19 protein-coding genes are annotated in these 22,992 nt (G+C 65.2%); 14 read left to right on the top strand and 5 right to left on the bottom strand.

Annotated elements, in window-relative coordinates:
• Window positions 1-37 precede the first annotated feature (37 nt).
• Window positions 38-256 carry an exodeoxyribonuclease VII small subunit gene (locus tag NIBR502771_RS11500; RefSeq protein ID WP_141159866.1) on the bottom strand — a complete coding sequence of 73 codons (219 nt, stop codon included), beginning with the start codon at window positions 254-256 and terminating at the stop codon, window positions 38-40.
• A complete protein-coding gene (xseA, locus tag NIBR502771_RS11505) occupies window positions 253-1,605 on the bottom strand; it encodes an exodeoxyribonuclease VII large subunit (protein ID WP_141159867.1) in 1,353 nt (450 codons plus the stop codon). The genes NIBR502771_RS11500 and xseA overlap by 4 nt, the downstream gene beginning before the upstream one ends.
• Window positions 1,606-1,766: 161 nt before the next feature.
• Here xseA and NIBR502771_RS11510 point away from each other — a divergent pair, with 161 nt between their 5' ends.
• Complete coding sequence (locus NIBR502771_RS11510; RefSeq protein WP_141159868.1) at window positions 1,767-2,618, top strand: hypothetical protein; 852 nt, start codon at window positions 1,767-1,769, stop codon at window positions 2,616-2,618.
• Window positions 2,619-2,627: 9 nt separating this feature from the next.
• Window positions 2,628-3,707, top strand: a complete 1,080-nt coding sequence (locus NIBR502771_RS11515; protein ID WP_141159869.1) for a 4-hydroxy-3-methylbut-2-enyl diphosphate reductase — start codon at window positions 2,628-2,630, stop codon at window positions 3,705-3,707.
• Window positions 3,708-3,783: 76 nt separating this feature from the next.
• Here the strand turns inward: NIBR502771_RS11515 and NIBR502771_RS11520 are convergent, their stop codons facing one another.
• The gene (locus NIBR502771_RS11520; RefSeq protein WP_141159870.1) at window positions 3,784-5,010 is read right to left on the bottom strand and encodes a DNA recombination protein RmuC; all 1,227 of its coding nucleotides are present in this window, start codon (window positions 5,008-5,010) and stop codon (window positions 3,784-3,786) included.
• Between the two features lie 90 nt (window positions 5,011-5,100).
• Here NIBR502771_RS11520 and ychF point away from each other — a divergent pair, with 90 nt between their 5' ends.
• From ychF to NIBR502771_RS11555, 7 genes are all read left to right on the top strand, one after another.
• Window positions 5,101-6,186, top strand: a complete 1,086-nt coding sequence (ychF, locus tag NIBR502771_RS11525; RefSeq protein ID WP_141159871.1) for a redox-regulated ATPase YchF — start codon at window positions 5,101-5,103, stop codon at window positions 6,184-6,186.
• Between the two features lie 65 nt (window positions 6,187-6,251).
• Window positions 6,252-7,910, top strand: a complete 1,659-nt coding sequence (locus NIBR502771_RS11530) for a cryptochrome/photolyase family protein (protein WP_141159872.1) — start codon at window positions 6,252-6,254, stop codon at window positions 7,908-7,910.
• A 66-nt stretch (window positions 7,911-7,976) separates the two neighbouring features.
• Complete coding sequence (locus NIBR502771_RS11535) at window positions 7,977-9,734, top strand: ABC transporter family substrate-binding protein (RefSeq protein WP_141159873.1); 1,758 nt, start codon at window positions 7,977-7,979, stop codon at window positions 9,732-9,734.
• A 270-nt stretch (window positions 9,735-10,004) separates the two neighbouring features.
• Window positions 10,005-11,693, top strand: a complete 1,689-nt coding sequence (locus NIBR502771_RS11540) for an ABC transporter substrate-binding protein (RefSeq protein ID WP_141159874.1) — start codon at window positions 10,005-10,007, stop codon at window positions 11,691-11,693.
• 125 nt (window positions 11,694-11,818) lie between these two features.
• Window positions 11,819-12,748 (top strand): ABC transporter permease, encoded by a 930-nt coding sequence (locus NIBR502771_RS11545; RefSeq protein ID WP_141159875.1) that lies wholly within the window; start codon window positions 11,819-11,821, stop codon window positions 12,746-12,748.
• Window positions 12,738-13,682 carry an ABC transporter permease gene (locus tag NIBR502771_RS11550; protein ID WP_141159876.1) on the top strand — a complete coding sequence of 315 codons (945 nt, stop codon included), beginning with the start codon at window positions 12,738-12,740 and terminating at the stop codon, window positions 13,680-13,682. Before NIBR502771_RS11545 ends, NIBR502771_RS11550 begins: the two co-directional genes overlap by 11 nt.
• An 11-nt stretch (window positions 13,683-13,693) precedes the next feature.
• Complete coding sequence (locus NIBR502771_RS11555) at window positions 13,694-15,400, top strand: ABC transporter ATP-binding protein (RefSeq protein ID WP_141159877.1); 1,707 nt, start codon at window positions 13,694-13,696, stop codon at window positions 15,398-15,400.
• A gap of 87 nt (window positions 15,401-15,487) precedes the next feature.
• Here NIBR502771_RS11555 and NIBR502771_RS11560 read toward each other — a convergent pair whose 3' ends face one another.
• Window positions 15,488-16,366: an SGNH/GDSL hydrolase family protein gene (locus tag NIBR502771_RS11560; RefSeq protein ID WP_141159878.1), complete on the bottom strand. Its 879-nt coding sequence runs from the start codon at window positions 16,364-16,366 to the stop codon at window positions 15,488-15,490.
• 271 nt (window positions 16,367-16,637) lie between these two features.
• Between NIBR502771_RS11560 and typA the strand changes: the two genes are divergently transcribed.
• Complete coding sequence (gene typA / locus NIBR502771_RS11565) at window positions 16,638-18,566, top strand: translational GTPase TypA (protein ID WP_141159879.1); 1,929 nt, start codon at window positions 16,638-16,640, stop codon at window positions 18,564-18,566.
• Window positions 18,567-18,940: 374 nt separating this feature from the next.
• Window positions 18,941-19,453, top strand: a complete 513-nt coding sequence (locus tag NIBR502771_RS11570; protein ID WP_141159880.1) for a hypothetical protein — start codon at window positions 18,941-18,943, stop codon at window positions 19,451-19,453.
• A gap of 43 nt (window positions 19,454-19,496) precedes the next feature.
• Here NIBR502771_RS11570 and NIBR502771_RS11575 read toward each other — a convergent pair whose 3' ends face one another.
• Entirely contained in the window at window positions 19,497-19,739 is a 243-nt protein-coding gene (locus NIBR502771_RS11575) for a hypothetical protein (RefSeq protein WP_141159881.1), read from the bottom strand.
• A 137-nt stretch (window positions 19,740-19,876) separates the two neighbouring features.
• On the opposite strand from NIBR502771_RS11575, the gene fdxA reads away from it, so the two are divergent.
• The 3 genes from fdxA to NIBR502771_RS11590 all read left to right on the top strand — a co-directional run bounded on the left by fdxA (window position 19,877) and on the right by NIBR502771_RS11590 (window position 22,895).
• Window positions 19,877-20,203 carry a ferredoxin gene (fdxA, locus tag NIBR502771_RS11580; protein WP_013601705.1) on the top strand — a complete coding sequence of 109 codons (327 nt, stop codon included), beginning with the start codon at window positions 19,877-19,879 and terminating at the stop codon, window positions 20,201-20,203.
• A 13-nt stretch (window positions 20,204-20,216) separates the two neighbouring features.
• Entirely contained in the window at window positions 20,217-21,356 is a 1,140-nt protein-coding gene (gene dapC / locus NIBR502771_RS11585) for a succinyldiaminopimelate transaminase (protein WP_141159882.1), read from the top strand.
• Between the two features lie 252 nt (window positions 21,357-21,608).
• Window positions 21,609-22,895, top strand: coding sequence for a citrate synthase (locus tag NIBR502771_RS11590; RefSeq protein WP_141159883.1), 1,287 nt, complete (start codon window positions 21,609-21,611; stop codon window positions 22,893-22,895).
• Window positions 22,896-22,992 lie beyond the last annotated feature (97 nt).

The following is a 22,992-nucleotide window of genomic DNA, read 5'->3' on the forward strand; positions in this document are numbered from 1 at the left end:
CCTGGGCCCGGGCAGTATGTTCGGCTTTGCAGCCTGCTTACAGCGGCTGGTCGCGGGCAGCGGCCAGCCGCTTCCGTGCTCCCTCGAGCCACTCCTCGCACCGCGCGGCCAATGCCTCGCCTCGCTCCCACAGCGCCAGGGATTCCTCCAGGCTTGCGCCCCCCGCTTCAAGCCGGCCCACCACGGCGATGAGCTGCTCCCGGGCGTCCTCGTAGCTCAGGGCTGCGACGTCTGATTCGGGCTTCTGTTCAGTCATGCGTTTTCTTCCACTTCCTGGTGCTGGTCGGGGTTTCCCGGGTGCAGTGCCCCGGTGGGCTGCGCGGGTCCGTCGGACGTGGCGCCGAAGCGGCCCTCCGCGACGCGGATGGACAGGGCGGCGCCTGCCGGCGCTTCGTCGGGCCTGCGCACCACGGCGTGGCCGGCTTCGGCGATCCGGGCGGCCTGGTTCCCGGCGAGTTCGACGACGGCGTACCCCCGGTCCAGGGTTTTCTGCGGCGAGAGGGCGCGCACCTGGGCCTTCAGGTGCTGGAGCTGGTCCGCTGCCCGCACCACCGTGGAGTTCACGGCAGCGGAGGAACGCCGCAGCAGGCGCTCGATTTCCTCCGCCCGGACGGAGACCATGCCCTCCGGCGCCGCCATGACTGGCCGGGAATGCAGTGCCGCCAGCCGGTCCGACTCCCGGTCTATCATCCGGTCCATGGAGCGCCGCAGCTGTTCGCGTGCCTGGCGCACGCCGGCGAGCTCCTCGGACACCTCAGGAACGATCCGCTTGGCCGCATCCGTGGGGGTTGAGGCGCGGAGGTCGGCAACGTAGTCCAGCAGGGGGCGGTCCGCCTCGTGGCCAATGGCGCTCACCACCGGTGTTTCGGCCGCGGCCACCGCGCGGATGAGGTCCTCGCTGTTGAAGGGCAGGAGATCTTCGAGCGCCCCGCCGCCGCGCGCGATGACGATCACATCGACCTCCGGCCGGGCATCCAGTTCCCGCAGGGCGCGGACCACCTGGGCCACGGCCGTGTTGCCCTGGACGGCAACCTCGCGGATCTCGAACTCCACGGCCGGCCACCGCAGTGCCGCGTTGCGGAGGATGTCCTTCTTGGCGTCCGAGTCCCGTCCCGTGATCAGGCCGATCCGGTGAGGCAGCAGGGGCAGCCGCTTCTTGCGGGAGTCGGCGAACAGGCCCTCCGCCGCGAGGGCCTGGCGCAGCCGCTCAATGCGGGCCAGCAGGTCACCCAGGCCGACCGGCCGGATATCCCTGACCTGCATGTTCAGCCGACCGGTTTTCAGCCAGAATTCCGGCTTCAGCAGCGCCACGACCCGTGAACCCCGCTCCAGGGGAAGGTTCTGCCGTTCCAGGACTTTGGTCCAGACCGAAGCGGGAAGGGACACCTCGGCATCTACATCGCGAAGCGTGATGTAGGCGTTGCTGCCGCGCCGGTTCAGTTCAATGACCTGCCCTTCGACCCACGCCGACGGGGTCCGGTCGATGTGGGCCTTCAGCTTCTGCGAGAGCAGCTGCAGCGGCCACGGGTTGTCCGGACTGGTTTCCGCCGCGGTGGCTGGCAGGGTAGTGGGTGCAGTGCCTGGAAGGGAGGCCTGGTCAGACATGCGGACGCCGTTGGGAGGCTGGTGCTGCGGGCATGCGGTCCTTTATCTGTTGGTGGCGGTCAATCAACCTTATCCGTAAGGTCTAGCACCGGGTGCTGACAGGGACAGCCCCGCCACCCTGCCTAGGATGGGTTGAGTCCCCCAACCCCGAAGGACCTGTTGTGCGCACTTTTGTTTCTGCCCTGGCCACCGTGCTGGGCATCCTCCTGGCTGCCGTTGCCGTTCCCGCCATCTGGGCAGACCGCAATATCGTCCAGGAAGATGGATTTGTCCGTCTTGCTGCTCCGCTCGGCAAGGACCCGGAATTCCAACGGAAGCTGGCTACGGCGGCGGTGGGGACGATCGATACCGGGTCAGTTCCCGGTTTCCTCTCGGGACTGGTGGAACCGATGCTCGAGAAAGCGGCGGAGTCCCTGACCCAGCTTCCGGGCTATCCGGCAGCGTGGGAGGAGACCCTTCGCAGGAGCCACCGCCTCAGTTTCGCCGACCCCGCCGCGGCGTCGCAGGGCGGAGCGTCGGCCTCGTCGCTGACCCTCGACGTCGCCCCCTTGGTAGCCCTCGGCGCAGAGGAGATCAGCCGGGCCACAAGGCTTCCCCTCAACCCCCCGGAACAGACGCTGATTAATGTGGGCCAACCCGCGCAGCGGGAATGGACCGAACGGCTGGCCACCTATGCGCCGATGGGCTACGTCCTGGCCATCGGCTCGGCCGTGGCATTCCTGCTGGCGCTCGTGGCGGCACGCCGCCGCTGGACCGTGCTGCTGGCCTCAGGGGTTGGCGGCCTGGCGGTTGCAGGGCTGTGGGGGCTTGGCTTGCAGCTGGGCTCGGCCCGTGCCCAGGCCACCGACACCGGTAACGCGATAGCCAACATGTTCCGCGACGAGTTCCTTGCCGCCGCCGGTGCAGACTTCCAGGCATGGATCACAACCGCGGCCGTTACCGGCGGCGTCCTGGTGGCAGCCGGCATTGTGACGTGGTTCGCATCCCGGAAACGGGTTGGGGCCAGCCGGTAGCATGGAGGCATGACCACCTCGGCTGTATCCCTTTCGATGCCATCCATTCCGCGCAGGCGCCGCTCCCCGGAGGAAGTAGCAGCTGCGGCCCCCGTGAACGGCACCAAGAAGGTACTGCTGGCTGCTCCGCGCGGTTACTGCGCCGGTGTTGACCGTGCCGTGATCGCCGTCGAGAAGGCGCTGGAACACTACGGTCCGCCCGTATACGTCCGCAAGCAAATCGTCCACAACGTCCACGTGGTCAGCTCGCTGGAGGAGAAGGGCGCCATCTTCGTGGACGAAACCGATGAGGTGCCCGAGGGCGCCCTGGTGATCTTCTCCGCCCACGGCGTTTCCCCGGCAGTCGTCGAATCTGCCGAAACCCGGGGCCTGCGCACGATTGATGCCACCTGCCCCCTGGTTACCAAGGTGCACAAGGAAGCCGTCCGCTTCGCCAAGGACGATTTCGATATCCTCCTGATCGGCCACGACGGCCACGAGGAAGTGGAAGGCACCTCAGGGGAAGCGCCGGAGCACATCCAGATCATCAACGGCCCGCACGAAGTGGACCAGGTCACTGTCCGGGACCCCGAGAAGGTCATCTGGCTTTCGCAGACCACGCTGAGTGTGGACGAGACCATGGAAACCGTGCGGCTGCTCAAGGAACGGTTCCCCACCCTGCAGGATCCGCCCAGCGACGACATCTGCTATGCCACCACCAACCGCCAGGTGGCCATCAAGAAGATCGCGCCGAAGGCCGACCTGGTGATCGTGGTGGGGTCGGCCAACTCATCCAACTCCGTCCGGCTGGTGGAGGTGGCGCTTGAATACGGCGCCAAGGCGTCCTACCGGGTGGACTTCGCCAACGAGGTGGACGAAGCCTGGTTCGAAGGAGTGGCCACCGTGGGAGTTACCTCCGGGGCCTCCGTTCCCGAGGTCCTGGTGCAGGACGTGCTGCGGTTGCTCGCCGACTATGGATATGGCGCCGTTGAGGAAGTAGTCACGGCTGAGGAAGACCTACTCTTCTCGCTGCCCAAGGAGCTCCGGGCCACCTTGAAGCAGGCCGGTGACGTCAGCCGTGCCCTGGGCGGACGCCGGCCCCGCAGCTAGAACCGAAAACATATTTCCAGAGGAATGGGCCGGGCAGCATCTTGCTGCCCGGCCCATTCTGCATCCGGCGGCCGTGTCAGGCCGCTTCACCGTCGCCCTGCAGCTCGGGTGCCACCAGCGCCCGCGGCTGCACCTCCACCAAGGGGGGTGCAACCAGGCCTGTTTCCTCCAGGCTGTTGAGTTTCCGCGCGGTGGGCAGGACCCTGGCTTCCAGCGTCCCCACCATGGCGTTGTAGCGGTCCACGGACGTCTTCAGCGAGGATCCGAGCTTGGTGACGTTCTCGCCCAGCGTGCCCATCCGGTCGTACAGCTGCCGCGCGAGTTCGAAGAGTTCGCGCGCACTGTCCGTCAGGACGTCCTGCCGCCACGTGAAGGCGACGGACTTCAGCACGGCCAGCAGGGTGCTCGGCGAGGCGAGGACGACATTGCGGGACAGTGCGTGGTCCAGGAGCCCGGCGTCGGCAGTCAGCGCCGCCGCCAGGATGGACTCGGCCGGGATGAAGCAGACCACCAGTTCCGGCGAGTTCCCCGGGATGTCCCAGTACTTTTTGGTACCGAGCGCGTCCACGTGCGCCCTGAGGGCCTTGGCGTGTGCGGCCAGGAGGGCCTGCCTGTTGCGGCCGTCGTTCGCCGACTGCGGACCAGCCGGGCCCAGGCGAGGGTCCACCGAGCCCAGCTCCTGTGCCTCAAGGTAGGAGGACAACGGAACCTTGGCGTCCACCACCAGCTGCTTGTCGCCCGGCAGCTGCACCACCAGGTCCGGCCGCACCGCCGAGTCGTGGCCCGCACTGTGGACCTGCTCCACGAAGTCGACGTGGCGCAGCATACCGGCGGCCTCCACCACGCGCCGGAGCTGCACCTCGCCCCACTGGCCCCGGGCGCTGTTGGACCGCAGCGCCGACTCCAGGGCATGGGTGGAGCGAATGAGCTGCTCGTCGGAAAGCCGGGCCTCCTGCAGCTGCTGGGCCAGTTGGCCGTACTGCTCCACCCGGTCCCGCTCCAGCAATGCGACCTGCTGCTGAACGGCGGACAGCTTCTCCGCCACGGGCGCCAGGGCACGCAGCACACTTCCATCCTGTGTCCTGGCCTCGCCCAGCTCGCGGTTCTGTGCCGCCAAAAGCCGCCGCTCGGCGTCGGCCGCTGCCAGCTGCGCGGTGACCTCCGAAAGGCGGGACGAGACCTGGTCAAAGTCCGCCTCCAGCGCGTGCGAGTTCCGGCGCAATGAGAAATAAGTGGCTGCAGCGCCGGCAAGCGCACCCAGCAGCAGCATGAAGAGGGCCAGAATCAAGGCAAAAGCATCCATGGCTTCACTGTTGCACGGGGCTCTGACAATCACGGGCAGTGACATCCCCGGGTACTGGCCCGCGGGGTCCGGCGGGTAGAATCAATGCTCGTGGCTCTTACTATTGGCATCGTCGGACTGCCCAACGTCGGCAAATCAACCCTCTTCAACGCGCTCACCCGCAACCAGGTCCTGGCCGCGAACTACCCGTTCGCCACCATCGAACCCAATGTCGGCGTCGTGAACCTCCCGGACCCCAGGCTGCAGAAGCTCGCCGGGATCTTCGGCTCGCAGCGCGTCCTGCCCGCCGCCGTTTCCTTTGTCGACATCGCCGGCATCGTGAAGGGCGCATCCGAGGGGGAGGGGCTGGGCAACCAGTTCCTGGCCAATATCCGCGAGGCTGAAGCCATTGCCGAGGTTGTCCGGGTTTTCGACGATCCCGATGTGGTCCACGTTGACGGCAAGGTGGATCCCCGCTCCGACATGGAGACCATCAACACCGAGCTGATCCTTGCCGATCTGCAGACCATCGAAAAAGCCATTCCGCGGATCGAAAAAGAAGTCAAGATCAAGAAGCGGGAAGCCGCAGAGCTCGCCGCCATCAAGGCCGCCCAGGCGGTGCTTGAGCGGGGCGATACCATCTATTCCTCCATCAAGAGCGACAAGCTCGAGATGGAGCACCTCAAGGAGCTGGGCCTGCTTACTGCCAAGCCCTTCATCTACGTGTTCAATGCCGACGAAGGTATCCTGGGCAGCCCGGAAAAGCAGGAAGAGCTGCGCGCCATGGTGGCCCCGGCCGATTGCATCTTCCTCGACGCCAAGCTCGAAGCCGACCTCGTGGAGCTGGACGAGGAAGAAGCCCGCGAGATGCTCGAGATGAACGGCCAGGACGAATCAGGCCTGGACCAGCTGGCACGCGTCGGATTCCACACCCTGGGCCTGCAGACCTACCTCACCGCGGGCCCCAAGGAAGCGCGCGCCTGGACCATCCGGCAGGGGGACACGGCACCGCAGGCGGCCGGCGTCATCCACTCCGACTTCCAGCGGGGCTTCATCAAGGCCGAAGTCGTCTCCTTCGAGGACCTTGTGGACGCCGGATCCATGGCTGAGGCAAAGTCCCGCGGCAAGGTCCGGATCGAAGGCAAGGAATACGTCATGGCGGACGGCGACGTGGTGGAGTTCCGCTTCAACGTCTAGCGCCGCTTCGTCAATCAGGCAGGGTGCCGCGGTCCACTTGCGGCACCTTGCCTTAGGGTTGCGGTATGACTGCCGGCCCGCTCCTGCGCCTCGTCCTGCCCCATCAGCTCTTTGAGCAGCAGCGGGATGGTATGGACCCGGACACGGTCTTTGTGCTCATCGAGCACGACCTCTACTTCCGCCAATACCGGTTCCATTCACACAAGCTGGTCCTGCACCGGGCGTCGATGGCTGGTTTTGCCCGCCGCCTGCGCGCACTTGGGCACGACGTGGTTGTCCTCTACAGCGACCCAGCGCGGATATCCCGTGTCCAGCTGGCGGACCTTATCCGGCAGCGGCGCCCCCGGGGAGTGTCCTGGTTTGACGTCGTCGATGACTGGCTCGCGAAGGACCTGGAAGCCGGCCTTGACGATGGCGGTTACAGGATGCGCAGCCAGGACGTGCTTGAGACACCGAATTTCCTGACGTCGCGGGCGCAGTTGGACGACTGGTTCGCGGACAATCCGGCCCGTATGCATGACTTCTACATCTGGCAGCGACGGCGGTTGGACATCCTGGTGGACAACGGCGCTCCGGTCGGCGGAAAGTGGTCGTTCGACGCGGACAACCGCAGGAAGCTTCCCCGCGGCTATACCCCACCCACTGTCGGCAGGTTCAGGGGGCACCCCGTGCTCCAGGAGGAGGGGACGTTCAACCTGGATGCGCTGGCATCGCCGGGCAGCGGGCAGGGAAAGGACGCCGGCTCCGACGCCGCGGGGGACGTCGAAACCGCCATCGCCTGGGTCGCCACGGAGTTTCCGGATGCCCCTGGAGACCCCCACCTCTTCGCCTGGCCCACCACCGCGGAAGAGGCCCAAAGGCACCTGCAGGAGTTTGTCGAAGAACGCCTCGCGGGCTTCGGCCCCTACGAAGATGCGATCTCCGCAGCGCATCCATTCGTCAACCACGGCCTGCTGACCCCCGGGCTCAACATCGGCCTTCTGAACCCGGGCGATATCCTGCAGGCGGTTCTGGGCGGTGCGGATGAAAATACCCCGCTCGCCTCCCTTGAGGGCTTTGTGCGCCAGGTCATTGGCTGGCGGGAGTACATGCGCGCCACGTACCGGCTGCGCGGCCGCCGGATGCGCACTGCCAACCTGCTCAACCACCGGAACCAGCTGGGACCCGGCTGGTGGGATGCAACTACTGGCTTGCTGCCCGTGGACCTGGTGATATCCCGCGTACTTGCCACGGGGTATGCGCACCACATCGAACGGCTCATGGTGCTGGGCAACGCCATGTCCCTGCTCCGGATCCATCCTGACGACGTCTACGAGTGGTTCATGGAAATGTTCGTCGATGCCTACGACTGGGTGATGGTGCCCAACGTCTACGCCATGAGCCAATTCGCCGCAGGGGCGGACATCACCACAAAGCCCTATGTGTCAGGCAGCAACTACTTGCGGAAAATGTCCGACCTGCCGCCGGGGGAGTGGATGCCTGACTGGGATGCGCTGTACTGGGCCTTCATCCAGGACCACCGGCCGGTTTTCGAGCGGAACCCGCGCTCGCGGATGATCGTTTCCCTTCTTGACCGGATGGAGCCCGGCGTGCGGGAGGGCCACCGGCGAAGGGCCTGCGGGCTGCTTAACCGGCCCGGGGCGGACAGGTTGTTGCAGGGGCCCCCTCCTGCATCCGGAGGGGGTGCGGATCCGGGTACCGGGCCGCAGCACCAAGTATCCTGAGTATGCAGGGCGTGATCGCAGCGGCCCCAGTCCCCTCCGGAGAGGGAAAAACCACAAGGAGGCGGCATGCCGGTCAGGCGCCTGATGCAGTTGCTCACCGCGGCGTTGGCGGCAGCCCTGGTCCTGTCCGGCTGTTCTGGCGGCAGCGCCCCGTCCGTGGTGGTGGGGGAGGCGAAGCGCGGCGGCAGCGTCACCGTGGCAGAAGTCAATGCGTTCTCCTCGTTCAACCCCTACAGCGCCGGCGGCAATACCGACATCAACTCCAAGATCGGTGCCATCACGCACTCCGGCTTCTACTACCTGGACGACAGCTCCAAAGTGGTCCGCAATGACAAGTTCGGGCACTTCGAGAAGGTCTCGGACCAGCCCCTCAAGGTGAAGTACACGGTCAACGAGGGCGTGAAGTGGTCAGACGGGGCCCCGATCGGCGCGGCAGACCTCCTGCTGGCCTGGGCTGCAGGATCGGGGTATTTCGACGACGTCGATCCTGTTGCCGGCAAGGGCACCAAATACTTTTCCGTCGCCTCGGACACCACGGGCCTGGCGGGCACCCTGTTCCCCGACATCGGTTCGGACGGCCGGTCCATCACCATTGAGTACGCCGCGCCCTACGCTGACTGGGAAGTGGCGTTCGACGTCGGACTCCCAGCCCACGTCGTTGCTGCAAAAAGTGGACTCAACGACGAAAAAGACCTGGTCAATCTCCTCAAGGACACGCCGCGGGGCAACCCGGAAAAGCCGGCCTCCAACCCGGCCCTCAAGAAGGTCAGTGACTTCTGGAACACCGGGTTCGACGCGAAATCCATTCCCGATGACCCCGCGCTGTACCTCTCCAGCGGCCCCTACATTGTCCGCGACATCGTGCCGGGTGTCTCCATGAAACTGGTCCGGAACCGGGACTACGTGTGGGGCGCCGAACCCTGGCTCGATGAAATCAACGTCAGGTTCACAGGGGCCGTGCCGGCAGCAGTCGACGCCCTGCGCAGCGGCCAGGCAGACATCATCTCGCCCCAGCCTTCGGCCTCAACGGACAGCCTCCTCAGCGGACTCTCCAGCCAGGGCATCACCGTTCAACGCTACAAGCAGTCCGGCTATGACCACCTTGATTTGAACTTCACCGGGACGTTCTCCGACAAGGATGTCAGGGAGGCCTTCCTGAAGACTGTGCCGCGGCAGGCGATCGTGGATGCGGTGGTGGGAACCCAGGACACCAAGCCGCTGGATTCGCAGGTGTTCCTCCCCGGACAGCCGAAGTACGACGACACCGTGAGGAACAACGGGTCCGCCGACTACGCCAAGGTGGACATCGATGGGGCAAAGAAGCTCCTGAAGGGCGCCTCTCCCAGCATCCGCATCCTCTACAACCGCGACAACCCGAACCGGGCCAGGGCATTCGGCTTGATCCGCGATTCAGCCGCGCTGGCGGGATTCAAGGTGGTCGACGGCGGACTGGCAAGCGCCGACTGGCCCGCGGCGTTGAGCCGGGGCGGCTTTGAGGCCGCCCTCTCAGGGTGGATCGGGACCGAGGTAGGCGTCAGCAGGGTGCCACAGATTTTCCGCACCGGGGCAGGCAGCAACTTCACGGGATATTCCGACGGCGACGCGGACAAGATCATGGAACAACTCGCCGCCACGACGGATCTCGGTAAGCAGGACGAGCTCCTGGCCGAGATCGACAAGCACGTGTGGGAGGACGCCTACGGGCTGCCGCTCTACCAAACCCTGGGTACCACGGCCTTCAGCTCCAGGGTGGCCGGAGTGAAGACGAGCCCTGGACCGCTGGGCGTCTGGTGGAACGTGTGGGACTGGCGGCTGTCCCAGTAAGCGCGCCTGGCGTGGGCTCCTTTGGCGCCCGCGGCGCCGATTCGCCGTCCGGCCTACCGCCGAGTAGCATGTGACGTGCCTAACTATCCACACCTGACGGGGGCATTGCACTGCCCGGTCACGGTTTGGCAACGGAGTACCAATATCTGGACTGCGTGCGGTTAGGCTAACTCGTATTGTGTAGGTTCCGTCACAGCGGTGAGCTGCTTCGGCCTGCGGGGAAGCACAAGATTCCCCTATACATCTCTCCCACAACTCATAGGAGGCGGAATGCGTTTTACGCGCACTTCCAAAGCACTGGGCATCGTGGCGGTCGCCGCGCTTGCCCTGACCGGGTGCGGCGCCGGCGGCGGCGGCGGCACTGACGGATCCAGCAACGCAGCCGGCGATCCGAACAAGGTCATCACCGCCTACAGCAACGAGCCACAAAACCCGTTGCTGCCGGCAAACACCGGAGAGGTTTATGGCGGCCGCGTCGTCAACCTGCTCTTCGAAGGTCTCCGCAGCTACGACGCGAACGGCAAGGCAGTCAATGCGCTGGCCGAATCCATCGAGTCTCCCGACGCGCAGAACTGGACCATCAAGGTCAAGCAGGGCCAGAAGTTCACCAACGGTGAGGCCATCACGGCCAAGACCTTCGTCGACTCCTGGAACTTCGCCGCCAACTCGAAGAACCTGCAGCAGAACGGCTTCTTCTTTGAGTCCATCGAGGGCTACCCGGAAGTATCCGCGGTAACGTCCTCGACAGGTGCGGACGGCAAGAAGACCACCACTCCCGCGCCGACCGCCGACACGATGTCGGGCCTGAAGGCGACAGATGACTCGACCATCACGGTCAAGCTCGCCCAGCCTGAGGCCGACTGGTCCCTGCGCCTCGGTTACTCCGCCTTCTACCCCATGCCCTCCGCAGCACTGAAGGACCCCAAGTCCTACGGTGAGAACCCCGTGGGCAACGGTCCCTACAAGTTCGAGAAGCAGGGCTCCTGGGTCCACGACCAGTCCATCTCCCTGGTCAAGAACGCCGACTACAACGGCACCCGCCCCGCCAAGAACGGTGGCGTGACGTTCAAGTTCTACACCGATCCGGGCCCCGCTTACACGGACCTGCAGTCGGACAACCTGGACATCACCGACGTCCTGCCGTCCAACGCCCTGAAGACCTACGTCAACGATTTCCCGGACCGCAACGCCACCAAGGCCGTTGCCACCGACTCCACGCTGAACATCCCGGGTTACAACCCGAACTTCCAGGGTGAAGCCGGCAAGCTGCGCCGCCAGGCACTGTCCTACGCCATCAACCGCGAGGAAATCGCCAAGGTGGTCTTCAACGGCACCCGTACCCCGGCCAAGGCGTTCGCGCCGCCGGTCATCGACGGTTTCAAGGAAGGCCTCAAGGGCAGCGAAGTCCTGAAGTTCGACGCCGCCAAGGCAAAGGACCTGTGGGACCAGGCCAACAAGATCAAGCCGTACGACGACTCCAAGCCGCTCCAGATTGCCTCCAACACCGACGGCGGCAACAAGGAATGGATCGACGCCGTGACCAACGGCTTCAAGAACAACCTCGGCATCCAGGCTGAAATCCAGCCCTTCGCCAAGTTCGCCGAAGTCCTGAACCTGCGCAAGTCCCAGCAGCTTCCGGGCCTGACCCGCTCCGGTTGGCAGGGTGACTACCCGTCGCTCTACAACTTCCTGGGTCCGGTTTGGGCCACTGACGCTCCGTCGAACTACGAGAAGTACTCGAACCCCGAGTTCGACAAGCTCCTCAAGGAAGGCCTTGCCAGCAAGACCACCGACGAGGCAAACGCCAAGTTCAACCAGGCGCAGGAGATCCTGTTCCAGGACCTCCCCGGCCTGCCGCTGTGGGACCAGGCACGTCCGATCGTGTGGAGCAACAACATCACGAAGGCCGAAACTGGCTGGAACGGTGAAATTCTCTACTACGGCATCACCGCCAAGTAGTCCCAGATCTAACTTGCCGTAAGGCTGATGGGGGTTCCGGTCACGTCCGGGCCCCCATTGGCTTGCAAGCGGCAGGAAGGCATTCATGAACGCGTTTTCCCCTTTACCGGAAGGCAGGTGATCCTGTGATCCGGTTCATCCTGCGCCGACTCCTCCAGGTGATCCCTGTTTTCCTCGGCACTACCCTCTTGGTGTACTACATGGTGTTCGCCTTGCCGGGCGATCCCATCGCGGCGCTGTTCGGCGACCGCCAGCCCCCGCAGTCAGTCATCGACACCCTGCGCACCCAGTACAACCTGGACCAACCTTTCTGGGTCCAGTACGGACTGTTCCTCAAGAACCTCTTCACGTTTAACCTGGGCAATGACTTCACAGGGCAGCCGATTGCAGCCAGCCTCGCCCGCGTCTTCCCGGTGACGGCGATGCTCGCCCTTGAGGCACTGGCCATCCAGGCCATCTTCGGCGTTGCCTTCGGCGTCTTCGCCGGCCTGCGCCGTGGTGGCTGGTTCGACTCCACTGTCCTGGTCGCCTCGCTGGTGGTCATCGCAGTCCCCACCTTCGTCCTGGGCTTCGTCTTCCAGCTCGTGTTCGGCGTGCAGCTTGGCTGGGCAAAACCCACCGTGGGCGCCAACGCCAACTGGGTCACCCTGCTGTTGCCGGCGGTGGTCCTTGGACTCGTGTCCTTCGCCTATGTCCTTCGCCTGACCCGTGCATCGGTCAGCGAGAACATGAACGCCGACTACGTGCGGACAGCCACCGCCAAGGGCCTTTCCCGGCCGCGGGTAGTGGTGGCGCACATCCTGCGCAACTCACTGATCCCGGTAGTGACCTACCTGGGCGCCAACCTTGGCGGCCTCATGGGCGGTGCCATTGTTACTGAAGGCATCTTCAACGTTCCCGGAGTCGGCAACAAGCTCTACCAGGCTGTCCTCCGCAGTGAAGGCCCCACCATCGTCTCCATCGTCAGCGTGCTGGTGCTGGTGTTCGTGGTGGCCAACCTGCTTGTCGATCTTTTGTACGCCTGGCTTGACCCGAGGATCCGCTATGACCAGTAATAACAGCCACTTCGTGGCCCCCATTGATGAGACCCCGCTGCAGGCGACTGACGCCGTGAAGGCGGACCAAGCCCCGCTCAGCCTGTGGGCCGATGCCTGGCGCAAGCTCCGGCGTCGTCCGCTGTTCATCATCTCGGCACTGCTCATCCTTGCCCTGATTGTGGTTGCGCTGTTCCCGGGCCTGTTCACATCGACGCCCCCCAACGAGGGCTGTGAGCTGGCCAATTCCGAAGGCGCCCCCACGGCCGGGCACCCGTTCGGCTTCACTTTCCAGGGCTGCGACGTCTACTCCAGGGTTATCCACGGCACGCAGGCCTCGCTTTCCGTAGGCCTGCTTTCCGTCCTCTGCGTGCTGGTGATCGGTGTGACACTCGGTGCCCTCGCCGGCTACTACGGTGGCTGGGTCGACGCCGTCCTCGCACGCCTGGGTGACATCTTCTTCGCCCTGCCGCTGGTCCTGGGTGCCTTGGTGATCACGCAGCTGCCCCTTTTCCGGGAGAACAAGAGCGTGTGGACCGTGGTGTTCGTCATTTCGCTCCTTGCGTGGCCGCAGATGGCCCGCATCACCCGCGGAGCCGTCATCGAAGTACGCAACGCGGACTTCGTTACCGCTGCCCGCGCGCTGGGGGTCTCCAAGTTCGGCGCACTGATCCGCCACGTCCTGCCCAACGCTTTGGCTCCGATCATCGTCCTGGCGACGCTGGAACTGGGCGTGTTCATCGTGGCCGAAGCCACCCTGTCCTTCCTGGGTATCGGTCTGCCCCAGAGCATCATGTCCTGGGGCAATGACATCGCCGGCGCGCAGGCATCGATCAGGACCCGGCCGGAAATCATGCTCTACCCGGCCGCGGCGCTGTCCATTACGGTGTTGAGCTTCATCATGCTCGGGGACGCCGTGCGTGACGCCCTGGACCCGAAGAGCCGTCAGCGATGAGAGATAACAAGATGACCAGTGCAGACGTCCGTATTGATGAATCCGGGGCCGCCGGTGTAAGGCCGCTGCTCGAGATCCGCGACCTTGCCATCACCTTCAAGACCGGCAGCGGCGAGGTCAAGGCAGTGCGTAATGCGCACCTGACCATCATGCCCGGCGAAACCGTAGCCATCGTGGGCGAGTCGGGCTCCGGCAAGTCCACCACCGCCCTGGCCGCCATCGGCCTGCTGCCCAACAACGGCAAGGTGTCCGGCGGCCAGATCCTGCTCGACGGCGAGGACATCGCCCATGCGAGCGAGCAACGCATGATCGAGCTGCGCGGCAACACCATCGGCATGGTTCCGCAGGACCCGATGTCCAACCTGAATCCCGTGTGGAAGATCGGGTACCAGGTCCGGGAGACACTGCGGGCGAACGGCCGGCCCAGCGGTCCGGACGATATCGCCAAGGTGCTGTCCCAGGCGGGACTTCCGGACGCGAAGCGCCGGGCCGGCCAGTACCCGCACGAGTTCTCCGGCGGTATGCGCCAGCGTGCACTGATCGCCATTGGCCTCTCCTGCCAGCCGCGCCTGCTGATTGCGGACGAGCCGACGTCGGCCCTCGACGTCACTGTCCAGCGGCAGATCCTGGACCACTTGGAGACCATGACCAAGGACCTGGGCACGTCGGTGCTGCTGATCACCCACGATCTTGGCCTGGCCGCCGAGCGTGCCGACAAGGTCGTGGTCATGTACCAGGGCCGCGTCGTTGAGGCGGGCCCGTCACTGGAACTGTTGCGCAATCCCCAGCACCCGTACACCAAGCGGCTCGTCGAGTCCGCGCCTTCCCTTGCCAGCCGCCGCATCCAGGTGGCCAAGGAACAGGGCGTGGAGACGTCGGACCTGCTGGCACCTGCCGCCGAAACGGTGAAGCCGGAGACCTTCCTGCAGATCCAGGACCTGCGGAAGGTCTACAAGCTCCGCTCGGGGCTGGGCAAGGCGACGGACTTCGCAGCCGTCGACGGCGTGAGCTTCGACGTCCGGCGCGGCACCACGACGGCGATCGTGGGGGAGTCCGGATCCGGCAAGTCCACAGTGGCCAAGATGGTGCTCCAGCTGGAAAAGCCGACGGACGGGAGGATCCTGTTCGACGGCGTCGACACGTCGGCCCTGAAGCCCGGCGAACTGTTCAAGTTCCGCCGGCGGGTCCAGCCGATTTTCCAGGACCCGTACGGCTCGCTCGATCCGATGTACAACATCTTCCGCACCATCGAGGAGCCATTGCGGGTCCACAAGATCGGGGACCAGGCCAGCCGGGAGAAGAAGGTCCGGACACTGCTGGACCAGGTGGCACTGCCACAGTCCGCCATGCAGCGCTATCCCAACGAGCTGTCAGGCGGGCAGCGGCAGCGTGTTGCCATTGCCCGGGCACTGGCGCTGGACCCCGAGGTCATCATCTGTGATGAGGCTGTCTCCGCCCTCGACGTCCTGGTTCAGGCGCAAGTGCTGAACCTGCTCGCCGACCTCCAGGCCAACCTTGGGCTGACCTACCTGTTCATCACCCACGACCTCGCAGTGGTGCGGCAAATTGCCGACCATGTGTGCGTCATGGAAAAGGGGCGCCTGGTGGAAACGGGATCCACGGACGATGTTTTCGAGTCGCCCCAGCAGGAATACACGAAGGCCCTGCTCAACGCCATCCCCGGTGCGAAGCTCATGCTTCCGCCCGAGGTGGCATAGCTGGAGCCTTTCTTCGGAATGGCTGGAGCCGGGACCTTCGGGTCCCGGCTCCTCCCATGTGCGCGGAAGACGGAAACGCTGCGGCTGTCAGTCCTGGAACGTGCTGCCCGCTTCGGGCACGGCAGCGAGGGCTCCTTGGGCCGGCGAAGGATTGCGGCCAAGTCCAAGTTCCCGGAGCCTGGCTGCGAGGATTCCGCCAAGGGCGCGGCGGCCATCAGAGTTCATGTGCACCGCATCGGCGAGGTCTTTCGCCAGCCCGTACCTGGTGAGCCAGTCGCCTGCAGAGATGAACGGCAGTCCGTTGGCTCCCGCCACGGCACCCAACACGGCGTCAACCTCGCTCCGGCGGCCGCCGCCGTCGTTCGCTCCACGCGCCAAGGTGCCGATCATCGCCAGCCGTGTGCCGGGATAGCGGGTCCGGAGTTCAGTGACCAGCCGTTCGGCATTCCGGGCGATCTGTGCGTTGCTTGCCCCGCCGGCGGCATCGTTGCCGCCACCTTCGACCACAATCAATGCGGGAGTGCCGGAGGGGAGAAGCCAGTCTCCGCGCTGCAGGGCGTCTATGTAGTTTCCCGTGGCACCGTTGGCCGCGACGTAGCCCGTGCCGCCGCGGCCGCAAAAGTACACGTTGTACCCGGCGGCAGCGAGGCCCAGGCGCGGCCAGCCGTCAACGGGTTCCGCCTGCGAGTCCCCGATCAGCAGGACGGTGCCGGCGACGTCGGGCACAACCGCTTCCAGCCGTCCGTTGCCTGTATTCAGGACGCGGGCCGTGGCTGCCACGGCAGGTTCGGCGCTGCCGGCCCGGCCGCCGGATACCTGGCCTGCGGCCGCCAGTGACAGGGCTGTACCGGGAACAGCGTTGTCCCCGGTGTTGCCCATGATTCCCGATACCGCCACGAGCGCGGAGACCGCGGCGCAGGCAGCCCAGGCGAAACCACGCAGGGTGCTTGCCTTTGCAGGGGGCATCGTTGTCTCCGGCGTGCTCAATGGATGGGCTGTGTCACAGACATCATGCCATGCACCGGGATCCTGGAGTGAACTTGGTCACACCCATTGCGGCGCCGTGGCTGATACTGGCTCAATCGGCGGCAGCCTGTCCCGCCGGAATTTAGGCCAACAAATAACTCAGCGGCTAGAATAGAGGAAGGCGCCCTGTGCCAAGGGCCTTGTCCGTCGTGCGTTCCAGTTGGAAATGTCGCGATACAACAGCTGACTCCACTGAATCGAGCCTTTACGCATGTCTGAAACCACCACCAACACTGCGGTAGCCACTGCATCGCGCAGTGACCTCCGCAACGTCGCGATCGTGGCCCACGTTGACCACGGCAAGACCACCCTGGTCGACGCCATGCTCAAGCAGACCAACTCCTTCGCCGAGCACAACCACGTCGAGGACCGGGTCATGGACTCCGGCGACCTGGAGCGCGAAAAGGGCATCACCATCCTGGCCAAGAACACCACGGTGGCCTACAACGGTCCCTCCTCCAACGGCGAGACCATCACCATCAACGTCATCGACACCCCCGGCCACGCCGACTTCGGCGGCGAGGTGGAGCGCGGCCTGTCCATGGTGGACGGCGTCGTGCTCCTCGTCGACTCTTCCGAGGGCCCGCTGCCCCAGACCCGCTTCGTGCTGCGCAAGGCGCTGGCCGCGCACCTCCCGGTGATCCTCCTGGTCAACAAGACCGACCGCCCCGACGCCCGCATTGACGAAGTTGTCCACGAGTCCATGGACCTGCTCCTGGGCCTGGCTTCCGACCTCGCCGATGAAGTGCCGGACCTGGACCTGGACAAGGTCCTGGAAGTTCCCGTTGTGTACGCCGCCGCAAAGGTTGGCCGCGCGTCCCTCGAGCAGCCGGCCAACGGCTCCGCACCGGACAACGAGGACCTCGAGCCGCTCTTCAAGACCATCATCGAGCACATCCCGGCGCCCACGTACAACCCCGAGGGCGTCCTGCAGGCGCACGTCACCAACCTGGACGCTTCCCCGTTCCTGGGCCGCCTCGCGCTGCTCCGCATCTACAACGGCACCCTCCGCAAGGGCCAGCAGGTTGCCTGGGCCCGCCAGAACGGTGAGCTGAAGACCGTCAAGATCACCGAACTGCTCGCCACCAAGGCACTGGAGCGCGTTCCGGCCGAGTCCGCCGGGCCCGGCGAGATCGTGGCCGTCGCCGGTATCGAGGACATCACCATCGGTGAAACCCTCACCGACGTCGAGAACCCCCAGCCGCTGCCGCTGATCACCGTGGACGATCCCGCGATCTCCATGACCATTGGTATCAACACCTCCCCGCTGGCCGGCAAAGTCAAGGGCGCCAAGGTCACCGCCCGCCAGGTCAAGGACCGGCTGGACAAGGAACTGATCGGTAACGTCTCCATCAAGGTCCTCCCGACCGAGCGTCCCGACGCCTGGGAAGTCCAGGGCCGTGGCGAGCTCGCGCTGGCCATCCTGGTCGAGCAGATGCGCCGCGAGGGCTTTGAACTTACCGTCGGCAAGCCCCAGGTTGTCACCAAGACCATCGACGGCAAGATCCACGAGCCGATGGAGCACATGACCATCGACGTGCCGGAAGAGTACCTCGGCGCCGTCACCCAGCTCATGGCTGCCCGCAAGGGGCGGATGACCAACATGGCCAACCACGGCACCGGCTGGTGCCGCATGGAGTTCATTGTTCCGGCCCGTGGCCTGATCGGTTTCCGCACCCGGTTCCTGACCGACACCCGCGGCGCAGGCATCGCAGCTTCCATCTCAGAAGGCTACGAGCCGTGGGCCGGCCCCATCGAGTACCGCACCAACGGTTCCATGATTGCCGACCGCGCCGGTGTGGTTACCCCGTTCGCCATGATCAACCTGCAGGAACGCGGCTCCTTCTTCGTGAAGCCCACCTCCGAGGTCTACGAAGGCATGATCGTGGGCGAGAACTCCCGCGCCGACGACATGGACGTGAACATCACCAAGGAAAAGAAGCTCACCAACATGCGTGCCGCTTCCTCCGACACCTTTGAGAACCTGACCCCGCCGCGCGAACTCACCCTTGAAGAGTCGCTGGAATTCGCCCGCGAGGATGAGTGCGTCGAGGTGACCCCGGAAGCCATCCGCATCCGCAAGGTCATCCTGGACACCAACGAGCGTGCCAAGGCCAACCGCGCCCGCGCCAAGGCCTAGTAACTCCGCAGGTCTGCAGAACGCCACCGGCATTTGCCGGTGGCGTTCTGCGTTAAGCCGGGCGGCGCGGCCAAACCAGGCCTCGATGCGCAGGAACGGCGTGGGCGCACTGAGCGCCTGCTTCCGCGCCCGGGTCCGTTCTCCACATAGCCGTTTCCACCACCTGCGGATGCTCCCCGCCAGGCGCAGGCTTCAGACATGCGAACTGTTTCTGAAGCGCTGGCTCGGATGCTGACCCCGTGCTTATCCATGCGGCGCGCCATCACGCCGCACCTGGTTGCGTCACGGCCGCAGTGGCTTCCGGGTTATGGGTGATCAAGGTTCCGGATAGGCCGCATCTTGCCGCCCGCCATGGCAGGCCAATAGTCGGCTGTGTGGTACACCGCAGCGACCTTCCGTTGACTCCTCTGGACGTCGTCTGCCAGTCTCTCCGCTGTCTGCCGGCTCTTCAAGGCCTGACTATCGCGGAGTCCGCCGTCAAGAAGGGCCAAATCCAACTCGCGGAGCTGCGGGCGCGGTTTCCGGCCGCCCGTGAAAAGGCCCTGCTGAACCTGGTTGGCAGAATCCGACCCCAGTCCGGCTCCATCATCGAAACCATCGCCCGGTATCTGCTTGAAGAAGCGGGGCTTACAGTCGAGTTGCAGGTGCACATTCCTGGAATGGGCCACCTGGATCTCCTTGTTGATGGTCTGCTGGGGATTGAGGCGGACGGCTATGCCCACCACAGCAGCCGGGAGGCCTACCGGGAAGACAGGCGGCGCTGGAATGTCACCGTCATCGGGGGTGTCCCAACCCTTCGGGTGACGTTCGAGATGCTGGTCCGCGACCCCGCGGAGTTCGTCCGGATGGTGGAGCTGGCCCTGGCCACGTACCGCCGGGCGCGGTGAAGGACCGGGTCATGGCGCAGGGACAGTCCCGGCGCAGCGAGGCCTAGGCGGGGCGCGCGGGGCGGCGCGGGGGAGCGGGCGGGACTTCCTTCGCGGCCACCACGAGCTCCAGGGGAATGACGACGTCGGCCCGGCGGGTGCGGACGGTGCAGGAACCGGCGTCGCAAGCCAGCAGGTGGCCCAGCGCATCCGTCAGGCCGCCATCGATCCGGTAGCGCACCACCACCCGGGTTCCGGGGCCGGCCGCGGTCAGGAAGCGGACGGGGGCGGACGCTGGCAGACTCACCAGTTCATACTAGGCCGCCGGCTAGGTTAGCGGGAAAGGGCTGGGAGATAATAGGCTCAGATGTCAAGAGTCCGGCCGTGCTGCCGGATGCAAGAGCCGGCGGGCAAGCCGGAACCCAACGTGGAGAGGCCAGGGACGTGACGTACGTAATCGCGCAGCCGTGTGTGGATGTTAAGGACAAGGCATGCATTGAGGAGTGCCCGGTCGACTGCATCTATGAAGGCGAGCGTTCGCTGTACATCCATCCGGACGAATGCGTCGACTGCGGCGCCTGCGAGCCGGTTTGCCCGGTGGAGGCCATCTACTACGAGGATGACACTCCCGAGGAATGGGCCGACTACTACAAGGCCAACGTCGAATTCTTCGACGACCTCGGCTCCCCGGGCGGGGCGGCAAAGATCGGCAACACGGGCAAGGACCACCCGATGATCGCCGCCCTGCCGCCGCAGAACCAAGACCACTGACGCGGACGGGAACGTGACCGCAGCAGTGAATTCGTTTGGCCTGAACCTGCCCGACTACCCGTGGGAGGCTATGGCCCCCTACGTGGCCAAGGCCTCGGAACACCCGGGCGGGGCAGTCAACCTCTCCATCGGCACGCCCGTGGATCCCACCCCGCAGTTGGTCCAGGACGCACTGAAGGCCGCCGCCAACGCTCCGGGATATCCCACTGTCCATGGCACGCCGGCGCTGCGGGAAGCCATCGCGGGCTGGTTCGAACGCCGGCGCGGAGTGGCGGGCCTGGACCCCAAAAACATCATGCCTACGGTGGGTTCCAAGGAACTCGTTGCGTGGCTGCCGCTGCTGCTGGGCCTTAAGCCCGGAGACGTCGTCGTACGTCCCAAGGTGGCCTACCCCACGTACGATATCGGTGCCACCCTGGCCGGGGTCACTTCGGTGGCCACGGACAACCTGGACGAGCTTGACGACGCCACGCGTGCACGCGTGCGGCTCATCTGGGTCAATTCCCCGGGCAACCCGACGGGCAGCGTCCGCGATGCGGAGTCCCTGAAGGCCCTGGTGGTCCAGGCCCGTGAAATCGGAGCCGTGGTGGCATCGGACGAATGCTACGCAGAGCTCGGCTGGGGCGACTGGGACGTCCAGCGCGGCGGCCGGCGCGTCCCCAGTATCCTTGATCCCCACGTTGCCGGCGGCTCGCACCAGGGCCTGCTGGCCGTGTACTCGCTGAGCAAGCAGTCCAACCTGGCGGGCTACCGCGCAGCCTTCGTTGCCGGTGATCCGGACCTGATGCCCAACCTGGTCAACAGCCGCAAGCACGCGGGGATGATCGTTCCCTACCCCGTCCAGGAGGCCATGCGGGTGGCGCTGGGCGATGACACCCACGTCGAGGCCCAGAAGGACCTGTACCGGGGCCGGCGCGAACGCCTGGTGCCCGCGCTGCTGGACTTCGGCCTGGAGATCAAGGAGTCCGATGCCGGCCTGTACCTGTGGTCGACGGCGGGAGAGGACACGTGGGCCACGGTGGCCCGCCTGGCCGAACGGGGCATCGTGGTTGGCCCGGGCGTCTTCTACGGTGACGCGGGCAACGGCTATGTCCGCGTGGCCCTGACCGGATCCGACGAGCGGATCGATGCCGCTGTTGCACGGCTCGCCTGATCCGGCTCCCAGGGACCCCGTAATAATCGTGTGACTCGCCCCACATTCGGTGCATTTTAGGCCGGATGGGAAGCCTGCGGATTAGTGACACCCGCCAAGGAGCGGTACTTTTTAAGTTGACGATCAATGGTGGCTTTCTACAAGAAGGCAGCCCGGGTGTTGGAACCTGTCTCCTCAGGCTCAGTGCACGGCTCACCTGATGTTGGATCAAGCTTTCGACAGAGGCCGAAGACGCCTCATGAAGGGGACTCCATGACTGAGACCAACAATGCTGCGACCCTGCTCCACGCAGGTGGCGAGCTGAAGCTCCCGCGCATCCAGGTTGTTGAAGGGAACGAAGGTTACGACGTCTCCAAGCTGCTGAAGCAGACCGGCGCCGTCACGTTCGACCCCGGCTTCATGAACACCGCAGCAACCACCTCCGCCATCACCTACATCGACGGCGATGCCGGCATCCTGCGTTACCGCGGATACCCCATCGAGCAGCTGGCGCAGCACTCGAGCTTCCTCGAGGTGTCCTACCTGCTGATCTACGGGAACCTGCCCACTCCCACGGAACTGGACGAGTTCGACCAGAAGATCCGGCGCCACACCCTTCTGCACGAGGAGCTCAAGGGCTTCTTTGGCGGCTTCCCGCGCGACGCGCACCCCATGCCGGTGCTGTCCTCCGCAGTGTCCGCGCTGTCCACGTTCTACCAGGACTCGCTGGACCCGTTCAACGCCGAGCAGGTGGAGGTTTCCACCATCCGCCTCATGGCAAAGCTGCCGGTCATCGCCGCCTACGCGCACAAGAAGTCCATCGGCCAGCCCATGCTGTACCCGGACAACTCCATGAACCTGGTGGAGAACTTCCTGCGCCTAAGCTTCGGCCTGCCCGCCGAGCAGTATGAGCCGGACCCTGTGATCGTCAAGGCACTGGACCTGCTCCTGATCCTGCACGCCGACCACGAGCAGAACTGCTCCACGTCCACGGTCCGCCTGGTGGGCTCCTCCAACGCCAACCTGTTCGCCTCCGTCTCCGCGGGAATCAACGCCCTCTTCGGTCCCGCCCACGGTGGCGCCAACGAGGCTGTCCTGAAGATGCTCCGCCAGATCCAGGCCGAGGGCCTCAAGCCCGAGGACTACATGGAGAAGGTCAAGAACAAGGAAGACGGCGTCCGCCTCATGGGCTTCGGGCACCGCGTCTACAAGAACTACGACCCGCGTGCCAAGATCGTCAAGGCAACGGCCCACGAGATCCTCAGCAAGCTCGGCGGCAACGACGAACTGCTTGACATCGCCATGCGCCTGGAAGAGAAAGCGCTCAGCGACGACTACTTCATCCAGCGCAAGCTCTACCCGAACGTGGACTTCTACACCGGCCTGATCTACAAGGCCATGGGCTTCCCCGAGAAGATGTTCACGGTGCTGTTCGCCATCGGCCGCCTGCCCGGCTGGATCGCCCAGTGGCGCGAAATGATCAGCGACCCGAACACCAAGATCGGCCGCCCGCGCCAGCTGTACATCGGCGAGCCGGAGCGCGACTACCCCGCACGCTGATTCCCGGTCAGCCAGGGACAGCAACGTCAATAACGACGGCGGCCGCCCACCTTTCCAAGGTGGGCGGCCGCTTCGCGTTGTGCCACATTCAAGGGGA

This window comes from Pseudarthrobacter sp. NIBRBAC000502771 (assembly GCF_006517215.1).
In the GTDB taxonomy this organism is placed as follows: domain Bacteria; phylum Actinomycetota; class Actinomycetes; order Actinomycetales; family Micrococcaceae; genus Arthrobacter; species Arthrobacter niigatensis.

What these genes read in the sequence shown, in the direction of transcription:
- NIBR502771_RS11515 (WP_141159869.1), top strand. Translation starts at nt 2,628, where the DNA reads ATGACCACCTCGGCTGTATCCCTTTCGATGCCATCCATTCCGCGCAGG.
- typA (WP_141159879.1), top strand. Translation starts at nt 16,638, where the DNA reads ATGTCTGAAACCACCACCAACACTGCGGTAGCCACTGCATCGCGCAGT.
- NIBR502771_RS11500 (WP_141159866.1), bottom strand. Translation starts at nt 256, where the DNA reads ATGACTGAACAGAAGCCCGAATCAGACGTCGCAGCCCTGAGCTACGAG.
- xseA (WP_141159867.1), bottom strand. Translation starts at nt 1,605, where the DNA reads ATGTCTGACCAGGCCTCCCTTCCAGGCACTGCACCCACTACCCTGCCA.
- NIBR502771_RS11540 (WP_141159874.1), top strand. Translation starts at nt 10,005, where the DNA reads ATGCGTTTTACGCGCACTTCCAAAGCACTGGGCATCGTGGCGGTCGCC.
- NIBR502771_RS11590 (WP_141159883.1), top strand. Translation starts at nt 21,609, where the DNA reads ATGACTGAGACCAACAATGCTGCGACCCTGCTCCACGCAGGTGGCGAG.
- NIBR502771_RS11550 (WP_141159876.1), top strand. Translation starts at nt 12,738, where the DNA reads ATGACCAGTAATAACAGCCACTTCGTGGCCCCCATTGATGAGACCCCG.
- NIBR502771_RS11530 (WP_141159872.1), top strand. Translation starts at nt 6,252, where the DNA reads ATGACTGCCGGCCCGCTCCTGCGCCTCGTCCTGCCCCATCAGCTCTTT.
- NIBR502771_RS11560 (WP_141159878.1), bottom strand. Translation starts at nt 16,366, where the DNA reads ATGCCCCCTGCAAAGGCAAGCACCCTGCGTGGTTTCGCCTGGGCTGCC.
- NIBR502771_RS11520 (WP_141159870.1), bottom strand. Translation starts at nt 5,010, where the DNA reads ATGGATGCTTTTGCCTTGATTCTGGCCCTCTTCATGCTGCTGCTGGGT.
- NIBR502771_RS11555 (WP_141159877.1), top strand. Translation starts at nt 13,694, where the DNA reads ATGACCAGTGCAGACGTCCGTATTGATGAATCCGGGGCCGCCGGTGTA.
- NIBR502771_RS11535 (WP_141159873.1), top strand. Translation starts at nt 7,977, where the DNA reads ATGCCGGTCAGGCGCCTGATGCAGTTGCTCACCGCGGCGTTGGCGGCA.